Genomic DNA, 19,748 nt, shown 5'->3' with positions numbered 1-19,748 from the left:
CCATGAATTGGTTTGCACAAGTCTTTACTGGCAATCGAAGCTACATCGGTATTCCGATAATGTTATTAGCCGTTCTGGCGATGGTCATCTTGCCATTGCCACCTTGGCTGTTGGATATTTTATTTACGTTTAACATCGTACTTGCAGTAATGGTGTTGCTAGTCAGTGTATCCATACGTCGGCCTTTAGAGTTTTCGGTATTCCCGACGATATTGCTACTCGCCACCTTAATGCGATTAACTTTGAACGTTGCCTCAACTCGTGTGGTGTTAATCGAAGGCCACAATGGTGGAGACTCGGCAGGTAAAGTCATTCAAGCATTTGGTGAAGTGGTGATTGGCGGTAACTATGTCGTAGGCGCCGTGATCTTCTTAATTCTGATGATTATCAACTTTGTGGTGATTACCAAAGGTGGTGAAAGGATATCAGAGGTTTCAGCACGTTTTACTCTGGATGCGTTGCCTGGTAAGCAAATGGCAATTGATGCTGATTTAAATGCTGGGATTTTAAGTCAAGAACAAGCCCGTGTTCGACGTCAAGAAGTTGCTCGAGAAGCAGATTTCTATGGTTCGATGGATGGTGCGTCTAAATTTGTGCGTGGTGACGCTATTGCTGGCATCTTGATCCTGCTGATTAACATTATTGGTGGTATTGCCATTGGTGTGTTTATGCATGGTATGGGCGCAGCTGATGCATTTAAGACGTTTGCCTTACTGACCATTGGTGACGGTCTTGTTGCTCAAATCCCATCATTACTATTAGCTACCGCAGCGGCGATTATTGTAACCCGTGTTTCGGATGCTGAAGAAATGCCTGAGCAGCTGCAAAAGCAACTGCTTGCAAACCCAAAAACCTTAGCAACAGCAGCATTGGTAATGCTGATTTTAGGTTTAGTGCCAGGTATGCCTGGCATGGTATTTATTTCTTTCGCTGCTTTATTGGCTTTTGCTTCTTGGAAACAAAGCCAGCATAAACCCGCCGTTGTTGAAACCAAGCTTGAAGAGCGACTGGAAAGCAATACTACAGAACCATCGCCACCAAGTTGGGATGCATTACCTTATACCGATTTGATTGAAGTACGTTTGGGGTATCAGCTAGTGCATTTAGTTGAGCGGACTAAAGGCGCTGAGTTACAAAAACGCCTAACAGGGATCCGCCGCACCTTGTCTGAACAAGCGGGCTTTTTACTCGCAGAAGTGCGGGTGAGGGATAACTTATCGTTAGCGCCAAATGCTTATCAAATTAATATGATGGGTAACCCAACAGCGACAGCGGAGTTGCAAGCTGAAAAACTGATGGCGATTCAAAGTGGGCCGGTATTTGGTGATATTGATGGAATCATTACTAAAGAGCCTGCCTATAACATGGACGCGATTTGGATTGACCAAGATGCTAAAGCGAGAGCATTAAACTTAGGTTATTCGGTGGTGGACAATGCCACTGTGATAGCGACACACGTCAGTAAGCTGATCCGTGAAAACCTGCCTGACATGCTGCAACACGATGATGTGTTGGCGCTCAGTGATCGCTTGGCAAAGCAATCGCCCAAGTTAGCGGAAGCGCTTAACGGTGCGTTAAGTCCAATTGTGCAGTTAAAAGTGTATCGGTTATTACTGAAAGAGCAGGTGTCATTAAAAGATATCCGCACAATTGCAACCACACTACTTGATTGCAGTGAAAACAGTAAAGATCCAGTGCTGTTAGCTGCAGATGTGCGTTGTGCTTTAAGAAATAACATAGTACATAGTATTGCTGGCGCTGAACCCAAATTGAATGTACTGACATTAGCGCCAGAGCTTGAGCAAACCTTAATGAACGCCTTAACCCAATCGCAGCAGCAAGGTCAGGTCGCGCTGGATAGCTTCCCTGTTGATCCAACGTTACTGGCTCAGTTGCAACAAGGTATGCCGCAAATCTTAGCTGACGCTAAAGAGCAAGGACATAGTCCACTGCTGTTGGTTGCACCACAGCTTAGGCCGATACTGGCCCGCTATGCTTTAGCATTTGCAAGAGGCTTACATGTATTGTCGTACAATGAAATACCTGAGAGCCGAGAGCTTATGGTGGCAGGTCAGCTTGGTTAACACCTTTGTCTGAACCTTGTGTAATAAAAAGGCCGAAGCGTTTTGCGCTTTGGCCTTTTTTGAATGTTAATCTTGTGACAAACACCAATAAAGCTAATCGCTACGCAGTGATGAATAGCTGTGATAAATAAAAGCGGTGATGACGATAAAAGTGGTGCAGAGTATTAAAACCTGACTTGGTTACGACCTCTGTCTTTAGCTCGATACAGGGCTTTATCTGCCAGTTTCATGCTTTGCTCAAAGCTGTGTTCAGGTTTGTGCTCGGCACAGCCAATAGAGACGGTAACGTTGACGGTTTTCTTTTTTACAGGGGCTTTATTACGCTGTTTCTTTGAGCTGTTCTTTCTATTTTCATCTCTCAGCACAATGTCATAATCTTCAATACTTTGCCTCACATCATCAAGATGAGAGTAAACTTGTTCTATGTCTTTACGGGGAAATACAATCGTGAACTCTTCGCCGCCATAACGGAAGGTTTTGCCGCCACCAGTGACTTTGGATAATTTTACTGCCACCAATTTTAATACATCATCACCAACATCGTGCCCATAAGTGTCATTAAAGCTTTTGAAGTGATCGATATCGACCATAGCAACCGTGTACTTTCTGCCTAAAGCTAGGCTTAAATTAAACAAGGCTCGACGTGACGGTAGTCCCGTGAGTTCATCCCGATAAGCTAAAAAGTAAGAGTCGAACAGGACTGTGATTAAAAAGCTAATCGCAATACAGCTAAATAGTACAGATAACGGCAGGTTAGTCGGCACCAAAAAGTAGCCCAGCCATAGCAGTAAACAAATACCAAGGCTGGTTTGTGCTAAGTTGCTTTTCCAACTGAGCTTACACAGTAAGATGATTGCCAGTGGATAAATAGGGAGCAGATACAAGGGGGACTGCTCGATTGTTAACCCAATACTTTGCTGAAATTGACTAATCGTTGCCGAGTATTGGCCAGTGAGATACACCCAGCAATAGGCGATTAAACCACAAAGAACAATGCCACCAATACGATAAAAACTGTGCACACTGATGACGCCGCGATCTTTAATAAAACAAAATAGCGTGATCACCAAGGTGCCAAAAAGTGGTAAAAATTGATGAATGACAGGCGATAAAAACAGACGGTTACTTTGCAATGCGTAAAAGGTGAGTAACATCAAACCTATATAAAACAGTCGACTACGATTAAATTGCAAACAAATTAATGAAGATGCCGCCAATAACCAATAAGGTGCAAAATGTAGGGTGTCTTGCCAATCAATCCAATGAGTTTGAAAGTGTTCTAATAAGCCTAATGATAGAAAAGTGATAATAATCGGCAGTATAAAAAAGCGCATGGTATGCATTAGGCTGCTCATTGAATCCACCATAGTAAACTAATAAAAGTAAGCATTAAAAAGTTAGCAATTAATATAAGACGTTACGGGTTAAATGTATGTAGCGAGTAGACTTCCATTTTGGTGCAGCTTGCGATGCTGTTGCCATTTATACCTGTTACCATTTTAGGCTTATTACCGTTTAGACATGGTGCGTTTATATAAAAACTGCTACTAACAGAGCGACCTTGAATGCGGCAAACTGAAATATAAATCAAATCGGTTTAAGTTAACATCTGCTTACCCGATAACTGTGGGCTAGGCGAAAGGGCGGGCTAGGCTCAATAAAAATGGCGCCGAAGGAAGAGGTCTTCAAGCGCCATTTTATGCTTCATGATATCAATGGTGGCAGTTAGCCTTTTTCCATTGCCTCAATAAACTTATTTGATTCAGCAATTGATTTATTCATTTCTGAAATCAAGCTAGAAATGTCAGACTGTAAGCTATTAAACTCGCCTTTAATTGCGCCAATGGCTTGGGCATTAAGGTTATGCTTTAAGTACAGCATGTTGTCTTTCATCGCGGTTAAAATCGGAGGCATTTTGGCTTCTGCACGGCGCATGCCTTTGACTAATGAATTATACGAACGCTCAGTTTCGTTTAACTTATTAGTGCTATTACGACGAAGGCTTGCTTTACTGATTTCTTGAATTTCAGCTTCCCACTCTTCGAATAAGGCTTCGGCCACATCTTCAACTTTATCAATGCGGCTACCAACTTCATCGGCTGCTGATTGAGCTGATTCATATTCATCTTTAGCTTTGTTATAGGCGTCTTCTAAATCGCCGCCATCGAAAGCGAGTAGTGCTTGCATCTCTTCGAGAGCTGAACTGAATTGTTCTTGTGCTTCTTCTTGAGACTCTTTTGCTTCTTGAACGCGATCCACCATGATGTCACGCTTGTGATAGCCAACTTTTTCCATTGCACCGTAATAGGCGCTTTGGCAGCCACTTAGTAACAAGCTTGCGCTAAGGAAGGCAAGTGATATCCATTTCTTCATCTTATGCTCTCTTAAATGTTGTCGTTAAATTAATCTGCTTTAAACATGGCAGCATCAATGATGCTCCAAAGATGAAACACCGCTCCAATGATGGCGGGAATAATAAGTACCCAGAAGAAATAACACACTGCAGTGATCACGAAGAATAAAATTGCAGCAATGATACGGCCTTGAACGAGTTGCCCTAAGCCTGGGAAGAAAACACTGGCAATGGCGGCGATGACATTGCCAGCTGAACCTTGTTGAGACATTAAAAAACTCCCTTGGAGTGTAACTATCGTGTTATAACATTGTACGAAGTTAACTCGGTAATTGAAAATAAATAATCAGAGAAAATTGTGACAAATAAGATAGATGTAGCGTATTTAAAAAATATTAATCTCAGTATTTGGAAATTTATCGTCCATGTAAAGCGACGTGTGGTTGAAGATCAAATTAACGTTAAAGCAGGTCATTTAACTTATGTCACCTTACTGTCGTTAGTTCCAATGGTTGCTGTGACCATGTCGATGCTGTCTGCTTTTCCTGTATTTCAGGGGATCCGCGGCAAGATTGAAAGTTTTATTTATGACAATTTTTTACCTGCAGCGGGTGACACAGTACAAATCTATATCAATGAATTTGTTGAAAATGCTTCGAAAGGCACGTTTGTCGGTGTCATTGCGTTAGTGGTCGTAGCGTTAATGTTGATTTCTGCCATTGATAAAGCATTAAACAATATTTGGCGTACCACAGAGACCCGCTCTTATGTGGTGTCTTTTTCGATGTATTGGATGGTACTGACCTTAGGTCCAGTGTTAATTGGGGCAAGTTTAGTGGCAACCTCATATGTCGTGTCACTTAAAGTATTTGAAATGGCAGAAATTTCAGGGCTGATGACTTGGCTGGTTGAGCGTTTACCAATGTTGTTTTCTGTAGCATCAATCTTACTTTTATATATGGTTGTTCCTAATAGAAAAGTTCGATTTTTACATGCGCTACTTGGGGCTATCGTTGCGGCAATGCTGTTTGAAGCAGGTAAGAAAGGATTCGCGTTTTATGTGACTCAGTTTCCGAGTTATGAGGCCATTTATGGGGCTCTGGCGACGATTCCTATCTTATTCGTTTGGGTCTATGTGTCTTGGATGATCGTGTTACTTGGCGCTGAAATTACCGCTGCAATGCCAGAATATTTACAAAGAGACATGTTGGCTGACAGCACTTCGGAAAATAGTGAGGCGCAAGCCAGTGATGACAGCAATGGTATCGCTGCAAGTGAGCAAGAAAAGAGTAATCAAGCAGCGTCTACTTTTAACACTCAGGCATCTAATAAAACGTGATTGCTAAGAGTCTAATAAAGCGTATATCAGCAAAATATTAAGTAATTTTGTTGGGCTTCTGTCATTATCATGGGCAAGTGGCCTGACTTTTTCGCTCCCATTTGGGGTAATTATAAATGTCATTCAATAGCAGAAGTCACAATGAAAGCCTACTGCTATGGCAGTAGTGCAGTCTGTATTCTATAAGGAAAGCAAATGAAAAAATTGATTTTAGCGGCATGTGTATTAGGTTTATCGGCTTGTGCAACAACAGATAATAACACTTCAGAAAGTGTTGTATCTGCTGCCCCTGCCAGCATTGACATGACAGGAATGACGGACCAACAAGCTGCTGATGCGCTTTATAACGCATTGATTAAGTCTAGTTATTTAGCGACTAAACTCAGCCCTACCAGTGTGGCTGTGCAATTTGGCGATAATCAATTTGTATTGCAACCAAGTATGAGTGAAAAGGGAATAGACCGCATTTTAACGAACCGTTTATTTGCCGTTCACCCGCAATTACATGGCAGTAAAGAACTGTTGGTTTTGATTGGTTCATTAAACCAAAAGCTTAATTTTGCAAAGTTTGTTGTTCGTGAAAATGGCGGTGTGATTCAGGTTCAAGGTGCTGCGACATTTGTTGATTCTATTCAAGTTGAAGAATTACGTCGCTTTATGTTGTGGACCGATGAAGGTTTAAAGCAAGTGGGTAAATCTTTACCTAAAGGTTCTGAGCACTTGATCAAACCTATTCCTGTGATTAAGCCTGACACGGGCGCATAATCTTGTAGAATATCGGCTCTCTCGGGTCGATTAATAGGAAGTAACTTTGATTGGGTTAATTCAACGGGTGGCACATGCCAGTGTCACCGTTCATCGTGATGATGATAAGCATGTAACAGGTAGCATTAATAAAGGTTTATTAGTGCTGCTTGGTGTTGAAAAAGATGATGACTTGGAAAAAATGCGTAAGTTGGCTAAAAAAGTGATGGCTTACCGTGTTTTTGGTGATGAAAATGGCAAAATGAACCTCAACCTGCAACAGGTAGGTGGCGAACTGTTAGTCGTGTCTCAATTCACCTTGGCAGCAGATACTGGCCGAGGGTTACGTCCTAGCTTTTCTTCTGCAGCAACCCCTGAACAAGCTAATGAGTTGTATGAAGCTTTTGTTGCCTATTGCCAAGAGCAAGGCGTGGTGACGCAAACGGGTGAGTTTGGTGCAGATATGAAAGTTGAATTGCTCAATGATGGTCCAGTTACCTTTAATCTTCAGGTATAACGGAAAGGCATCATGAATACTGGCTCATCCAGGATAGCGGTTTTACTTAATGAGTTAACACAGACGTGGCATCAAACCATTCCTGTGAGTCAGTTTATGCAAGTTACTCCGCTCAGTTTTGACAATCAATGCTTTACTGTTACAGCGCCACTTTCTCCCAATATTAACCTTCATCAAACTATGTTTGCTGGCAGTATTTATACCTTAATGACCCTAACGGGGTGGGGAATGTTGTGGTTACAACAACGCTTGGCTGGAGTAGAAGGCAATATTGTTTTAGCCGATGCAAACATTCGATATTTGGCTCCTGTAACCGAAGCGCCAATAGTGACAGTGATTTGGCCAGAATCACTGACTGATAGATCAACTTCTTCTGGGACGGAGTTACCCGATATGAGTGTCTTCGAAGCAATTAATAATGGTAAAAAAGCGAAGGTTAAGCTTGAGGTGCAATTACATTGCGCAGGTAAGCTCTGCGCTACGTTTAGTGGCTTATATTTTAGTTACTAATTCTTAGAGAATCGTTAGGTATTATTCAAGGACACAACCACGTCGTATAGGCCTAACTGAGGGTATCCTTCACTAGATTACTGACTTAAAGATTCGCAGCACAGTAAGTCCTTCATTGCTCCACCATTTACTGCACAACTGAACCCTTTAGATTCGAATATATCGCAACCCTTTTGCGCTCTTATCCCGGCGCCACAATATACGACAAATTGCTGTTCTACATGATGGGCATCAAGCCAAACCGGTAATTCAGTTAACGGTACGTTTATGGCTTGTGGTAAATGGCCACTCGCAAATTCATCAGGGTTTCGTACATCAATTAGCATTGCACCATGCTTAATTAACTCCCAACAGATTGCAGTGGCTTGTGGCCCTGTCAGCTTGGTATTTGCCGAAATCGAAGTTGTGCTTGCCGTGACCATTAGAACCTCACTTTGATTTGTATTAGATTTTATTCAATAAGATTATTCTAATGCACTGTAAAGATCAAGGTTGTTAATAACAAGAGCATGAAGTGGTCATGCTCTATAACTAATGTTGATGACAAAATGTTTATGACTTACCGCTTATTACTTAGGAATTAACGCCCATGCATCACTAACCAATGGGCTTAATAAAACTTCGCTAAATATTTAGTGGCGTATTTGCGTAGTTTTTTCTGTTTTGCATTTTGTGCGACGGCTTCCACATCAGCTTTAAAGTCTTCATTACCTGAGGTCGCTAGCGCGCGTGTTATCCAAGCGTAAGTATCTATGGCTAGCTTATTGTCGTCGATTAAACGCATAGGGCTAAGTTGTGCTGCCAGTTGTTGCAGCATGTAATTATCAAATAATCGCTCATTTGCGATACGTTTTGCCGTCGTTCTCATCAGCTCAAGGTTGTCACTACGTAGTGCTGCAGCATATACATTAGCTCGATGTGACTGCTCGGGGTTGTATTGACTTTTGTCTTGTAAAATCGGGTTCCATTGCTCGAATTTTGATAAGTCAGCTAGTGCACGTTTGGCGTATTTACGGATTTTCTTATGAGCATCGCCTTGTGCCAGTTGGTTTAGGTATTCACGAAATTGAGGATCGCCAGAATAGCTAAGCCCCTTTATTAACCAGGCAATATTATCAATGACATGCTTATCTTTGGCCGATGGTAATAAGGTATCTATCTTGGTTTTAATCGATTGGTAGGTACTGGGATCATTCAAACCAACGAAGAAAATAGACTCAATGGCTTGCTCTTGTTTATAGGTATCATCACCTGCAAATATCTGTTGGTATTCTTCCTTTGTATAAGTATCAGCCTGAGCGATTGGACTGAGTAAACTGAAGCTGGCAATTAGGGCTATTGGCAATAAGCACATTGGTTTCATGACATATCCTTATGACTGGAAGTTAATGGTGAACGCATTGATTTATTTAGTAAGGTTCTAATTTCTTCTAATTTTATTTGTCTGCAAAGTTGTACTTAATCGTTTTTTCATTAAGCTGTATTGATTGTTCAGTTTAACATCATTAAGAAGTCTATGTCCTTAAGCGAAGATTCAAGAAAAGCATTAAAAACGATAAACGCTTTGATTCTAGATAAGCGTTTTTCAAAGGCAGATGAGTTGCTTCAACCTTTGGTTGATTTAGCTATCGAAGAAGCGTTATTGATGAAGGCTGACTTGTTGTTACAGCAATCTCCGCAAATAGGCTTAAAGTACCTTTTTGAACTGTGCAAAGGGAATATTGCTGGTGCTAATTTTAAAGCCGCTTTTATATTGTATTTTCACCCTGAGGTGGGAGTGGACTTCCGACCATATCTGTTTAGTGCTTTCAAGCAAGGCGATCCCGAGGCAATTATTGCTGCTGCAAATTTGTATTTACAACAGGGCTTTGTTGCTAAAGCTAGTCAGATTTTAACGAAGAATCGTCATATTTCAGAGGTGAATCAGTTAACTGAGTCACTTGGTTTAATTTCTGACAATGAAGAAGCGTTATTAGACTTTAATGATATCCGTAGGGCTGACCTTTCTAAGTTAACGTATGAATCGGTAGCGCCTGAGATTAACTTATTTTATGTTGATGATTTCTTAACTGACTTTGAGTGTTTGTGGCTAAAAAACTGCGCACTGTGCGAGCTTAAGCGCTCTATGGTTGTTGATGGCGAGAGTGGCTCAAATATTGTGAGTAATGTTAGAACAGGCTCTGTGGCTCAACTAGCGCCTACTGCTAATGATTGGGTGCTACTTAACATTGAGATGAAAATCGCTGCTTATTTCAACATCCCTATCGAAAACGGTGAGTTAAGTAATGTTCTTAAATATGAGGTTGGGGAAGAATATAAGCCACATTATGATTTTTTTCACCCAAACGATAAAGGCAGCGAACAAGCTTTAAAAGATGGCGGTCAACGATTCAAAACCGTTTTAATTTACCTTAATGATGTTGAGCAAGGGGGAGATACGCACTTTCCAAGGTTATCGAAATCGGTGCGAGCAAAACAAAAACGGTTGGTTGTGTTTAATAATACCGACAATAGTTATGGGCCTTTACCCTTATCTTTACACCAAGGAATGCCTGTCATAAAAGGTGAGAAATGGCTTTACTCAAAATGGTTAAGAGTAAAGCCGACGTCCTACCTAAAATGTTTACAACAATTACATGTACGTTAGGTAAGCGTCTTATCCCTGCCAACGTTTAAAAATAAGCGAAGTATTAATCCCGCCAAAGGCGAAGTTATTACTCATGACATAGTCAGTGCTGATAGAGCGAATTTCGCCTTGAATGTAATCTAACGGTGCACACTCAGGGTCAACCTCATCAAGGTTTAAGCTGGGTGCAAACCAATTTGCATTCATCATTTCTATACTGACCCAAGCTTCGAGTGCGCCGCATGCACCTAAGGTGTGCCCTGTATAGCTTTTCAATGATGATATAGGGGTATGTGAACCAAATACTGCGTAAGTTGCTTGTGATTCTGCAATATCGCCTCGATCAGTTGCTGTGCCATGGGCATTGATATAACCCACTTGCTCTGGTGCGATTGCAGCATCCTTTATAGCCAATCGAATCGCCACTTCCATTGTTTCTGCATTGGGTTGAGTGATATGCAACCCGTCTGAATTAGTGCCAAACCCAACGAGCTCCGCGTAAATTTTAGCGCCACGGGCTTCAGCGTGTTCAAGCTGCTCAAGCACTAAGGTGCAAGCGCCTTCTCCAATAACTAAACCGTCGCGCTGACGATCAAATGGTCTTGGTGTCGTTGTTGGTGAGTCATTTTTCGTGCTGGTGGCAAATAAAGTATCAAATACTACAGCTTCTGTTGGGCAAAGTTCTTCACCGCCACCTGCAAGCATCAGTTTTTGCTGTCCAAACTTAATGGCTTCATAGGCGTAGCCAATTGCTTGGCTTCCTGAAGTGCAAGCGCTACTTGTGGTATGCACTCGGCCTTTTAGGCCGAAAAAAACGCCGACATTGACTGCGGTAGTATGGGCCATCATACGAATATAACTGGTGGCATTGATGCCGGACATATCGCCATGTTTCAGCATGTCACCAAAACCAATAATGGGGTCTGTACTGCCAGTTGATGAGCCGTAAGCGATGCCCATATCTCCTGATGACACAACCGGATCGTCGAGTAAGCCTGCATCTTCTAATGCAATTTCACTGGCACGCGTTGCCATGATTGAGACACGTCCCATGGAACGGGTTTTTTTTCGAGAGTAATGCTTGGGTTGCTCGAAATCGGTTATTGGCGCGGCAAGACGAGTATTGAGATTAGGGTATTTATCCCACTCAGTCATCGTGATCACACAGTTGTATTTATCTTGTAGCCGTTTAGCGATAGTTGGCCAGTCTTGGCCCAATGCTGAAATACCGCCAATACCTGTGATAACAACTCTATGGCTCATATCATGCCTCCATTGACCGAAATCACTTGGCGAGTAATGTAGGCTGCATCTTCAGACATTAAGAAATTGGCGAGCCCAGCGATTTCATTCACTTTACCCATACGGCGCATCGGTACGATTTGATTAACCATGTCCTTAGGGAAGTCGCTAACCATGTCGGTTTCAATTAACCCAGGTGCGATACAGTTGACGGTAATTTTGCGTTTGGCAAGCTCCAAAGACAGTGCTTTTGTCGCTCCGATAAGTCCAGCTTTTGATGCGCTGTAATTCACTTGACCTCGATTACCAGCGATGCCAGAAACTGATGCCATAGTGATGATTCTACCGCCTTTACGAGCTTGGATCATTGGCATAATGGTTGGCTGAATGACATTATAAAATCCATCCAGGTTGGTGTGAATAACACTGTCCCATTCATCTTCTGTCATTGCCGGGAAAGCAGTATCTTTGGTGATACCTGCATTTAAAATCACGCCGTAATAAGCGCCATGTTGTTCAATATCAGCTCCAATTTGCAGCTTCGCAGCCTGTCGGTCTGCTACATCAAATTGAATTAAACTGGCTTCGACACCCAAGGCTTGGATTTCTGATTGAGTTTGCTGTGCCGCTGCAGTGTTACTGTGAAAATGGATGGCAATATTAAAGCCTTGCGCTGCAAGTTTGAGCGCGATGGCTTTACCTATACCACGACTTGAACCTGTCACTAGGACTCTATTTGTTGTTGTCATTGTTTCTCCGTAGGGACTGCAGGTTTACATTAATCGTTGTGTTCATAGTACGCTCGTCACTGATCTCGAGCCTAAGTCGATAAGGTTTCATTGATATAAGCTTGGGTATCTTGAGGCTGAAATACATTAACATTGGCTGAGGCAATGATTTCATTATCAAGAGTAATTTGACAATCGAACACCGCAAGTCCTGATGCTTCTTGATATAAACGAGTCACATCAACTTGATATGTGTTATTGAGCAGATACGTTGGCTGCATCATGCTCAGTTTACGGGTGCCCAATAAAAAGCCGACTCGAATTTTATCTTCAATAAGGTGCGCTTCCACGCCTGCTAATGCGGCAATACTTTGCGCCATGTATTCGATACCAACATAGTTAGGGACGCCATTCAATTGTTGACTGAAATAAGCGCTTTGCTCAGTGATCTCAACTTCAGTGGTGAGGCTATCAGGTTGATGTTTAATAATGCGTGTCACTAATATCATCGGTGCTTTATGAGGCACAAAGGCTGATATATCTTGCGATAGCAATGTTTCAGGAGCGATTTGCTTGGTCTGTTGCTCAGTCATTTTAATGCTCCGCTTTTGCAAAAATAACACTGGCATTACTGCCGCCAAAGGCAAACGAGTTACTCATGATGAATGTGAGCTCGGCTGATTGTCCTGGAGTAACGAATGGCAATATCGGGTTATTCATATCTTGTTGCTGATCCCATACGTGCGGCGGTAATTGTTGCTGCTGATTAGCGTCACTGAGCAATAAGTAACAAAAAGCCGCCTCAATGGCGCCAGCAGCGCCCAAGCAATGGCCAACTAAGGGTTTTGTCGAGCTACATAAAGGGATGCTTGCCGCTTCGTTGTTATTGCTTGAATTAAAAACTTGCTGCATGGCTAAGGATTCCATCGCATCATTTTTAGGCGTTGCTGTACCATGCAAGTTAACGTAAGAAATTTGTGCAGAAGTGATACTGGCATCGGCAAGTGCTGCCTGCATAGCGCTAATCGCACCTAAGCCTTGAGGGTGGGGCGCTGAAATATGGTGAGCGTCTGATGACTCGCCAATACCCGCTAAATAGACCTGAGATTTCGAGCGTGATTGCGCATCCTCCTGTGCTTTTTTCAGCACAAATAAGGCGGCACCTTCACCTATATTAATTCCATCACGGTGTTGGCTAAAGGGATTACATAAGCCTTTAGACACTGACTCTAAGGCATTGAAGCCGTTTAACGTTAATTGACATAAACTATCCACACCGCCAACAATAACAACGTCACATAAATCAGCTAAAAGTAATCTCTTAGCACTAGCGAATACTTTGGCACTCGATGAACATGCCGTAGAAACTGTGTAACAAGGGCCGCTTAATTGATATAGCTGACGCAAAAAGTCGCTCGTGCTGCCAAGTTCTTGTTGGGCATAATGATAGCTAGGTGGAAATTCACCATGTTGTTGATGATAGGCCAGTGCTGCCTCGCCTTTAGAGATGCCTGATGTGCTGGTGCCTAGCACCACTGCCACTCTATCTGCACCGTATTGCTTTTTAGCGTGCTCGATATCGGCTGTTATTGAGGCTGCGGCGGTGTAAAGCAATTGATTATTACGGCAATCAAATTGCGTCAATTCAGCAGGAATGTCCAAAAGGTTAGCATTATTAATGGCGCCGACTCGTGTGCTTGCATTAAACAGCAAGTCATCACGCAGCACCATGGCGTCAGTGCTTGCTGATAGCAAGTTTTGCAGCACGTCTTCACTGCTATTGCCTAGTGGCGTACAAAGCCCGATTTGTGTAATTGCTATGGCACAGCTCATAGTTAATGTTTCATCTCAAATTCAGTGATGTTAGAAAAGCCAGATAGCACTTTGCTGGCTCAACATTTTTGCATTATAGCAATGGCGTAATCACTAGGGTGATATTCGCGGCTGGAAAATGTAAGCTCACATTGGATTTCCAAGGGTTAACATCGGAGTAATCAATTGTAATCGCGTGTTTTTTATTCACCATTAACGCACTGCATCGTGGTTGTTGGCAATCAAAGTCAATCATTTCACCTTGGTTTAAATAGCCATTGACCTGCTCATGAGGCCAATATATCAGCTGCATAATTGCCATTAAATACTCAGCTTTAAAATCTTCACCCATTAACACGTTCTGTTGGCTTAACACTTCATCGCCGTTATAGGTGACCGTAAATAATGGCTGTCCAATTGGAGCAAGGCCGACTAAGGTCATTTCTGAGGTGTCTAATGCAAGTTCTGTGAGTAGTTCGTGATGCTTTTCACCATGGGTAAAGCTAATCTTCTGACTTAACACTTGCTCGCTATTGGAGCTGTTTTGTAACAAAGGTGCCAAGCAATAATTCACTTCTGGCGTCAGCTTTACGCAAGTTTGTCGCTGTAGCTGGTGGCTACAGCCTGTGGTTAACATGACGAGTAGTATTCCTATGACTGGCATTAATTGACGCATGATTAACTCGCTATCGTTTGTTCACGGCACAAATCAACAATCATATTGAGTCGGCGCTCTGAATCTTTAACAAAAGGGTTGTTCGTATCCCAAGCGTAGCCTGCGAGGATGGAACAAATCATTTGTTTAATGGTTTGATTAGGATCGTTGTAAAAAATTACATCTTGGAAGCGTCCGTCATACCAAGCTTGAACATAAGTTCTAAAGGTATTTACGCCAAGCATTAAGGGCTTGGCATAATCTTGCTCCCAATCAACTTGTTCGCCATCGAGCTGCTTCACTAATGTCGTTGCAGCCATTTGTGCTGACTGCATTGCAATGGTGACACCGGATGAAAATACCGGATCTAAAAACTCACCAGCATTACCTAATAGTGCAAATTGAGGCGTGGCTAACGTTGACACATTGGCTGAATAACCTTTTAACGTCGCACATTCTTGCACGACCTTAGCTTGGCTTAATAACGCTTTTAAACCAGGCTCTTCGTTAATCAGTTGCCATAATTGCTGCTCTAAATCACCTTGGTGATGTTCAATTAAGTGAGGCTCTGCGACCACCCCAATTGAGCAGCGGCCATTACTGAACGGAATAAGCCAATACCAAATATCTTTTTGTGTCGGATGGACGCTGATGAGAATTTTTTCTCTGTCAAAATTTGCATCAGTAATATTATCGTCAATATGAGTGAATATTGCACTGCGTGAAGGCAGGCTAGATGCTTGCTCAAGATCTAATAACCTTGGAAGCACTCGACCAAAACCGCTGGCATCAAGTACATATTGTGCCGTAATTTGATAACTGTTTGCTTGCTCATCAGTCACCGTTAGCACTGGTGAGGCATGTTGGTTTTCGCCTAAGTCGATAGCATTAACACTATGGCCATAGCGAATCTCTACCCCTTGCGATACCGCTGTATCTGCCAATATCTTATCAAACTGGCCTCGTTGTACCTGAAAGGTGGTGCCAGGACCGGGAGTAAATTTTTCAGTAAAATTAAAAGTCGTGTACTGATTATTTCGGCGAAATGCTGCGCCATTTTTAAATTGAAATCCCGCCGCTTCAACTGCTGGCAACATGCCGGCTTGTTCAATAAATTGCATGCAGCAAGGTAATAAACTTTCTCCAATAGAGAATCGAGGGAAGTGCTGCTTTTCTACAACCAATACGCGTTTTCCTTGCTGGTGTAATAAGCTAGCCGCTACTGCGCCAGAAGGGCCTGCGCCTATAATCACTACATCGACGTGCAGATGTTGAGGTAAGTTTGCACTGTTTTCATCCATGCTAGTGCCGAATGGGTTACTTTCCATATTGGGTAACTTCTCTTGTTATGAAACTGATAAGTGGTGCGAGTAAAAAGGTAAACCCGATCCCAAACAACAATGTTAAGCCAAAATAATGTATCGCATTGGTTTGACTGAGTGCTAACAATCCAAAAGCGAGCAATGTTGAGCAAGCCGACATAAAGACTGCCATCATCACTCCATTAGCCCCTGCCTTCTTATGCGGTTTTACCGAAGCAAAAAATAAACTGTAATCAATTCCAATACCGAGCACTAAAATTAATGCCAACGCGTGGAACAAACTTAATGGCGAACCGACAATACCCAAACTGGCTAAGGTCAGTAGAATGGAACTGACTGGAACCAGCACAATCGCTGCCGCCAATTTAAGACCAAATCTTACACTAAAGATAACAATAGCGATGGCGCAAACTAGGGCCAACAATTGCAATGTAATGAGCCGAAACTGGCTCATTAATTGAGAAATTTCACCGACTTTATCTACTACAGTAATAGATAATTGGCTGTCATTAACTCGTTGTGTTAACGCTGTTAAATCATTAATCCCGCCGAGTAAGATAATACTGCCATATTGCTGGCTTTGGGAGTGTTCTGATGGTGCTAACCATAATGCCGCTAAATCATCACCTGCAATGTTAATCACTGCGTTTGGTTCGATGAATTGCCTGCTTGCTTGCTCAAGCTGCTTGAGCAGCGCTGGTTTAATGGATTCATCGATTCCAAGGCCTGCAGTAATGTCATCTAAGTGCTGCTGGTAGAGTGCCTGATATGCTTGATAGTTTTGCTGCTGTTGCAACTTGCTAGGTAAATAGGGGCTTAGGCTAACAAAGCTTTGTATCTCGTTTGCCTCTACTGCTTGGGATAATAGTGATTGAGTCTGTTCAAGCTGAGATAATAAACCTTGTTCGCTATCAGCGCTGGCGAGAATAAACTGATTGTCAGTGCCACCACTCAGTATTTGCCTCAGCTGGTTTTCGGCTTGGACAATGCGATCAGGGCTTTGCTGTAAGTTACGAATATCATCATCGCTACTGAGTTGGGTAAAACCTAAGCCGATAAATAGAGGTATGCCAACCATCATCACAATCGCTGTTTTGGATAGCTTGCGATCAGTGGGGCTGATGATGATTGTTTTTAACCAATTTAGGTAACGACTTGCCCATGATAATGCCTTAGTCGCGCTAGGTAAGCGATGATTGGCTAATAAAGGATAGGCAAACACTAGGGTTAAATAAGCACCAAACAGGCCTGCGGCGCAAAAGATTGCGACTTGCTGCATGCCGGGAAAAGGGGTTAAACCAATCGCGATAAATGCGATGCTGCTGGTCACTAATGCCAGTGTTAATGCTGGCAATATTCGTTGAATGACTTGAGTGGCCGATTGGTTTTTTAACGCCATTTTTTCACAGTAAAAATGGAAGCTATAGTCGATTGCCACACCAATTAAGCTAGTACCGAATACCAGCGTCAGTAAGTGCATTTCACCAAATAGGGCGAGTGTGGCCACTGTGGCAAATAAAAAGCCGCTAGAAAGGGTCACAACGGCTAGTGACAGTGGCATAACACTTCTAAAAGCGAACCATACTAACAGCATCACGCCAATTAGGGAGATGCTGCCAATGGTCGAAATCTCAAATTTGGCGGTTTCAGTTGCTGCTTGGGCATGAAATAAGGTGCCAGCTTGGATCGTGTTTATCTGAGGATATTGACGGCTTATCTCCGCTAAGCTGTCGGTTAGCACTCGGCTTTGATCTGCTTGCCCTTGAGGACTAAAAGCGCTTTGTACTCCTTTGGCAATCACAATAGCAACGGGTTGAGATTGGCTAGAATCAAGCAGTATTCCTTGTTCAGTGGAAAGTGAGTTGATTGGCGCGAGTGCCAGTAAATTATCAGGAAAAAGCAGTAGTGGGTCTTGCGTTAACAATGCGCTACTGGCAAAACCAAAACCGCTATATAGCTGGTGCTGCGCGGCAGTGAGCAATCCTTGCCATTGAGGAGGCAATGGCTTGGGTGTGCTCGACGTTAATAAGGGTGAGCCTTGTGCTGTGATGCCAAGTGTCGATCGTTGTTTTTCTGTCAGTAACATAAACCGCTTTGAGAAGTAGTATTTGCTCAAGGCTTGCATGGTATGACTATCGCCACTACGAACATCAGTAAAGATGCTTGGCTCTTGTTTTAGCTGGTTAATCAGCAGGGTTGCCGCATTAACCGCTTCAGCGTTGTTATCGGCAATCAGGCCGATATAAACTTGATCGGCTAAGCGTTTTTCGACACGGTTTAATGCCGTTTGGGTCAGTGGTGCTTCTGATATTTTAGGCAGCATCGCCAAAATATTACTTTGAATCGTCGCACCGGCTTGCCATAAATTTATCCCATATCCACTGACGACTATGATGAGTAAACACCAAACGATAAAGCGTGATAATGCGTGTTGCGGTGAGTTAAACCAGCTGGCAAGGCGTGACATTATTGACCCTCTGTCACTGATGGTGTGGGTTTAAGGTCAAATTGTTGTAAATCCATTTTGCTAAGGGTTGGGCTGACATGCGCAAACTCGATAACGGTTTTATCTCCGTTCAATTGGTCTTTTTCGGTGATTGTTGGCTTTTCAGATAGCATGGTAAGGCGATGTATTTGCTGCTGTCCTTCGAGCACCATAGCCCCGATGGCTTTAGCAATTAGCGGGTCTTTGGCCACTAACCCCAGCTGCCAATATGGGTTGTGTTGGTCAATATCGGGGGCCATGTATAGATGAAAATCTTTAGCTAACGCATCAACATCTCCCGTGAGAAGACCTTGCATTAATTGCGGTAGTTGCTCTGCCATGGCTGAACTGGTTTGGTTTGCTGTTGTTTGTTGAATATTGCCAAAGCTGTCTTGTTGAAACAGGGTATTTTGCTTCAATAACAAGGTGCTTTTAAAAGGGGTTTGCTGTTGCCATAGTAAGCCAATGTCTTGGCTAAACATAAACTGACCAGCACTTTTTAGTGGACGTTTTAACACCGCTAAATGGCGAGTTTGTTGAAACAGCCCCTTGGCTTGCGTCCCGAGTTGTAGTTGGCTCGCAAGATGGGTTAACTGCTCGTTGGAGGCGGTCGTATTAAAGAGAGTGACAACTTGCGCTGCGCTGAGTGCTGTTGGCTGTATTTTTTTAGGTACTGTATTAGCGGGTAGGGTTGTCTGAGTGGTGTCGCCGACACTTTGCTCACTTGTTTGAGCTTGCTTAAGCTCAAAGCTATTCGTCTTGTCTGTGCCATTGCCATATGCGTAAGTTTGACCTACCAGCAGGAAAAATACGAGTACACAGTAAAAAACGCCTAGGGACTTCATGACGCACTTACCTTGAGCGATGATAATCGCTCACGTTCCTGAATGAGCTCATCAGTGAGGCTTGATTCGTCCAGTAATGGCAGGATTCTCGCGCGAAATATATCCGGAGTAACGAAGCACAACTCTTCAGTATTAATCTCAACGGCAGCCTGAATGGTATAGCCTTTTGTGATGCGCTGCTGGGTGTCAGCATCTTTAATTTGATAATTAATCCGTAATCGATTTTCCCATTCAACAATTGCGGCATGGACAATGAGCTTTTGATCAAAGGTGCTACTTTTTACATATTTAAGCTGGGTATCAACAATCGGCCAAGCATAGCCTGAATTCATCATTTGACGATAGTTATAGCCAAGTTCGTCAAGTAACTTACAACGGGCAACCTCGAAATAGCGTAAGTAGTTACCATGCCAAGTGATGCCCATAGAGTCGACATCATGAAAAGGCACTATCATTTCTAATTCAGTGCTAAAAATGGCTTTCATT

General features: G+C 42.8%; 20 protein-coding genes. 6 read left to right on the top strand and 14 right to left on the bottom strand.

Going from position 1 to position 19,748, the window contains the following annotated elements:
• Positions 1-2 precede the first annotated feature (2 nt).
• Complete coding sequence (flhA, locus tag AB4128_RS00435; RefSeq protein ID WP_372036270.1) at positions 3-2,084, top strand: flagellar biosynthesis protein FlhA; 2,082 nt, start codon at positions 3-5, stop codon at positions 2,082-2,084.
• 164 nt (positions 2,085-2,248) lie between these two features.
• On the opposite strand, the gene AB4128_RS00430 is transcribed toward flhA, so the two are convergent.
• The 3 genes from AB4128_RS00430 to AB4128_RS00420 all read right to left on the bottom strand — a co-directional run bounded on the left by AB4128_RS00430 (position 2,249) and on the right by AB4128_RS00420 (position 4,708).
• Complete coding sequence (locus tag AB4128_RS00430; RefSeq protein ID WP_080914667.1) at positions 2,249-3,439, bottom strand: GGDEF domain-containing protein; 1,191 nt, start codon at positions 3,437-3,439, stop codon at positions 2,249-2,251.
• A 370-nt stretch (positions 3,440-3,809) separates the two neighbouring features.
• On the bottom strand, positions 3,810-4,457 hold the full coding sequence (locus AB4128_RS00425; RefSeq protein ID WP_055025280.1) for a DUF2959 domain-containing protein: 648 nt from the start codon (positions 4,455-4,457) through the stop codon (positions 3,810-3,812).
• 29 nt (positions 4,458-4,486) lie between these two features.
• Entirely contained in the window at positions 4,487-4,708 is a 222-nt protein-coding gene (locus AB4128_RS00420; protein ID WP_055025279.1) for a hypothetical protein, read from the bottom strand.
• A gap of 87 nt (positions 4,709-4,795) precedes the next feature.
• On the opposite strand from AB4128_RS00420, the gene AB4128_RS00415 reads away from it, so the two are divergent.
• From AB4128_RS00415 to AB4128_RS00400, 4 genes are all read left to right on the top strand, one after another.
• On the top strand, positions 4,796-5,776 hold the full coding sequence (locus AB4128_RS00415; RefSeq protein ID WP_372036268.1) for a virulence factor BrkB family protein: 981 nt from the start codon (positions 4,796-4,798) through the stop codon (positions 5,774-5,776).
• 195 nt (positions 5,777-5,971) lie between these two features.
• Positions 5,972-6,541 carry a hypothetical protein gene (locus AB4128_RS00410; protein WP_055025277.1) on the top strand — a complete coding sequence of 190 codons (570 nt, stop codon included), beginning with the start codon at positions 5,972-5,974 and terminating at the stop codon, positions 6,539-6,541.
• A 46-nt stretch (positions 6,542-6,587) separates the two neighbouring features.
• Entirely contained in the window at positions 6,588-7,037 is a 450-nt protein-coding gene (dtd, locus tag AB4128_RS00405) for a D-aminoacyl-tRNA deacylase (protein WP_055025276.1), read from the top strand.
• A 12-nt stretch (positions 7,038-7,049) separates the two neighbouring features.
• Positions 7,050-7,547, top strand: a complete 498-nt coding sequence (locus AB4128_RS00400; protein ID WP_372036265.1) for a thioesterase domain-containing protein — start codon at positions 7,050-7,052, stop codon at positions 7,545-7,547.
• A gap of 77 nt (positions 7,548-7,624) precedes the next feature.
• On the opposite strand, the gene AB4128_RS00395 is transcribed toward AB4128_RS00400, so the two are convergent.
• Positions 7,625-7,969, bottom strand: a complete 345-nt coding sequence (locus tag AB4128_RS00395; RefSeq protein WP_119968173.1) for a rhodanese-like domain-containing protein — start codon at positions 7,967-7,969, stop codon at positions 7,625-7,627.
• A gap of 188 nt (positions 7,970-8,157) precedes the next feature.
• Positions 8,158-8,910, bottom strand: coding sequence for a hypothetical protein (locus tag AB4128_RS00390; RefSeq protein WP_372036264.1), 753 nt, complete (start codon positions 8,908-8,910; stop codon positions 8,158-8,160).
• Positions 8,911-9,063: 153 nt separating this feature from the next.
• On the opposite strand from AB4128_RS00390, the gene AB4128_RS00385 reads away from it, so the two are divergent.
• Positions 9,064-10,194, top strand: a complete 1,131-nt coding sequence (locus tag AB4128_RS00385; protein ID WP_372036262.1) for a 2OG-Fe(II) oxygenase — start codon at positions 9,064-9,066, stop codon at positions 10,192-10,194.
• A gap of 9 nt (positions 10,195-10,203) precedes the next feature.
• Here AB4128_RS00385 and AB4128_RS00380 read toward each other — a convergent pair whose 3' ends face one another.
• The 9 genes from AB4128_RS00380 to AB4128_RS00340 form a co-directional block, all read right to left on the bottom strand.
• A complete protein-coding gene (locus tag AB4128_RS00380) occupies positions 10,204-11,436 on the bottom strand; it encodes a beta-ketoacyl-ACP synthase (protein ID WP_055025272.1) in 1,233 nt (410 codons plus the stop codon).
• Positions 11,433-12,164: a 3-ketoacyl-ACP reductase FabG2 gene (locus tag AB4128_RS00375; RefSeq protein WP_372036260.1), complete on the bottom strand. Its 732-nt coding sequence runs from the start codon at positions 12,162-12,164 to the stop codon at positions 11,433-11,435. Before AB4128_RS00375 ends, AB4128_RS00380 begins: the two co-directional genes overlap by 4 nt.
• 71 nt (positions 12,165-12,235) lie before the next feature.
• Positions 12,236-12,736, bottom strand: a complete 501-nt coding sequence (locus tag AB4128_RS00370) for a thioester dehydrase (RefSeq protein WP_080914673.1) — start codon at positions 12,734-12,736, stop codon at positions 12,236-12,238.
• A 1-nt stretch (position 12,737) separates the two neighbouring features.
• The gene (locus tag AB4128_RS00365; protein WP_080914674.1) at positions 12,738-13,976 is read right to left on the bottom strand and encodes a beta-ketoacyl-[acyl-carrier-protein] synthase family protein; all 1,239 of its coding nucleotides are present in this window, start codon (positions 13,974-13,976) and stop codon (positions 12,738-12,740) included.
• Positions 13,977-14,049: 73 nt separating this feature from the next.
• Positions 14,050-14,631, bottom strand: a complete 582-nt coding sequence (locus AB4128_RS00360; RefSeq protein ID WP_055025268.1) for a DUF3261 domain-containing protein — start codon at positions 14,629-14,631, stop codon at positions 14,050-14,052.
• Between the two features lie 2 nt (positions 14,632-14,633).
• Entirely contained in the window at positions 14,634-15,911 is a 1,278-nt protein-coding gene (locus AB4128_RS00355; protein ID WP_372036383.1) for an NAD(P)/FAD-dependent oxidoreductase, read from the bottom strand.
• A gap of 16 nt (positions 15,912-15,927) precedes the next feature.
• Positions 15,928-18,399, bottom strand: a complete 2,472-nt coding sequence (locus AB4128_RS00350) for an MMPL family transporter (RefSeq protein ID WP_372036258.1) — start codon at positions 18,397-18,399, stop codon at positions 15,928-15,930.
• The gene (locus tag AB4128_RS00345; RefSeq protein WP_372036256.1) at positions 18,399-19,262 is read right to left on the bottom strand and encodes an outer membrane lipoprotein carrier protein LolA; all 864 of its coding nucleotides are present in this window, start codon (positions 19,260-19,262) and stop codon (positions 18,399-18,401) included. The genes AB4128_RS00350 and AB4128_RS00345 overlap by 1 nt, the downstream gene beginning before the upstream one ends.
• Positions 19,259-19,747: a thioesterase family protein gene (locus AB4128_RS00340; protein ID WP_055025264.1), complete on the bottom strand. Its 489-nt coding sequence runs from the start codon at positions 19,745-19,747 to the stop codon at positions 19,259-19,261. Before AB4128_RS00340 ends, AB4128_RS00345 begins: the two co-directional genes overlap by 4 nt.
• Between the last annotated feature and the right edge of the window lies 1 nt (position 19,748).

Source organism: Shewanella sp. 10N.286.52.A9, from assembly GCF_041468985.1.
Lineage (GTDB): Bacteria > Pseudomonadota > Gammaproteobacteria > Enterobacterales > Shewanellaceae > Shewanella > Shewanella japonica.
The sequence above is the reverse complement of the archived record's forward strand: the minus strand, read 5'-3'. Positions and strand labels throughout refer to the sequence as shown.

Bases quoted from the DNA above. Each gene is read 5' to 3' on its own strand.
- AB4128_RS00360 (WP_055025268.1), bottom strand. From the start codon at position 14,631: ATGCGTCAATTAATGCCAGTCATAGGAATACTACTCGTCATGTTAACC.
- AB4128_RS00395 (WP_119968173.1), bottom strand. From the start codon at position 7,969: ATGGTCACGGCAAGCACAACTTCGATTTCGGCAAATACCAAGCTGACA.
- AB4128_RS00365 (WP_080914674.1), bottom strand. From the start codon at position 13,976: ATGAGCTGTGCCATAGCAATTACACAAATCGGGCTTTGTACGCCACTA.
- AB4128_RS00375 (WP_372036260.1), bottom strand. From the start codon at position 12,164: ATGACAACAACAAATAGAGTCCTAGTGACAGGTTCAAGTCGTGGTATA.
- AB4128_RS00385 (WP_372036262.1), top strand. From the start codon at position 9,064: ATGTCCTTAAGCGAAGATTCAAGAAAAGCATTAAAAACGATAAACGCT.
- AB4128_RS00390 (WP_372036264.1), bottom strand. From the start codon at position 8,910: ATGAAACCAATGTGCTTATTGCCAATAGCCCTAATTGCCAGCTTCAGT.
- AB4128_RS00345 (WP_372036256.1), bottom strand. From the start codon at position 19,262: ATGAAGTCCCTAGGCGTTTTTTACTGTGTACTCGTATTTTTCCTGCTG.
- AB4128_RS00350 (WP_372036258.1), bottom strand. From the start codon at position 18,399: ATGTCACGCCTTGCCAGCTGGTTTAACTCACCGCAACACGCATTATCA.
- AB4128_RS00430 (WP_080914667.1), bottom strand. From the start codon at position 3,439: ATGAGCAGCCTAATGCATACCATGCGCTTTTTTATACTGCCGATTATT.
- flhA (WP_372036270.1), top strand. From the start codon at position 3: ATGAATTGGTTTGCACAAGTCTTTACTGGCAATCGAAGCTACATCGGT.
- AB4128_RS00340 (WP_055025264.1), bottom strand. From the start codon at position 19,747: ATGAAAGCCATTTTTAGCACTGAATTAGAAATGATAGTGCCTTTTCAT.
- AB4128_RS00410 (WP_055025277.1), top strand. From the start codon at position 5,972: ATGAAAAAATTGATTTTAGCGGCATGTGTATTAGGTTTATCGGCTTGT.
- AB4128_RS00425 (WP_055025280.1), bottom strand. From the start codon at position 4,457: ATGAAGAAATGGATATCACTTGCCTTCCTTAGCGCAAGCTTGTTACTA.
- AB4128_RS00380 (WP_055025272.1), bottom strand. From the start codon at position 11,436: ATGAGCCATAGAGTTGTTATCACAGGTATTGGCGGTATTTCAGCATTG.
- AB4128_RS00355 (WP_372036383.1), bottom strand. From the start codon at position 15,911: ATGGATGAAAACAGTGCAAACTTACCTCAACATCTGCACGTCGATGTA.
- AB4128_RS00370 (WP_080914673.1), bottom strand. From the start codon at position 12,736: ATGACTGAGCAACAGACCAAGCAAATCGCTCCTGAAACATTGCTATCG.
- AB4128_RS00400 (WP_372036265.1), top strand. From the start codon at position 7,050: ATGAATACTGGCTCATCCAGGATAGCGGTTTTACTTAATGAGTTAACA.
- AB4128_RS00420 (WP_055025279.1), bottom strand. From the start codon at position 4,708: ATGTCTCAACAAGGTTCAGCTGGCAATGTCATCGCCGCCATTGCCAGT.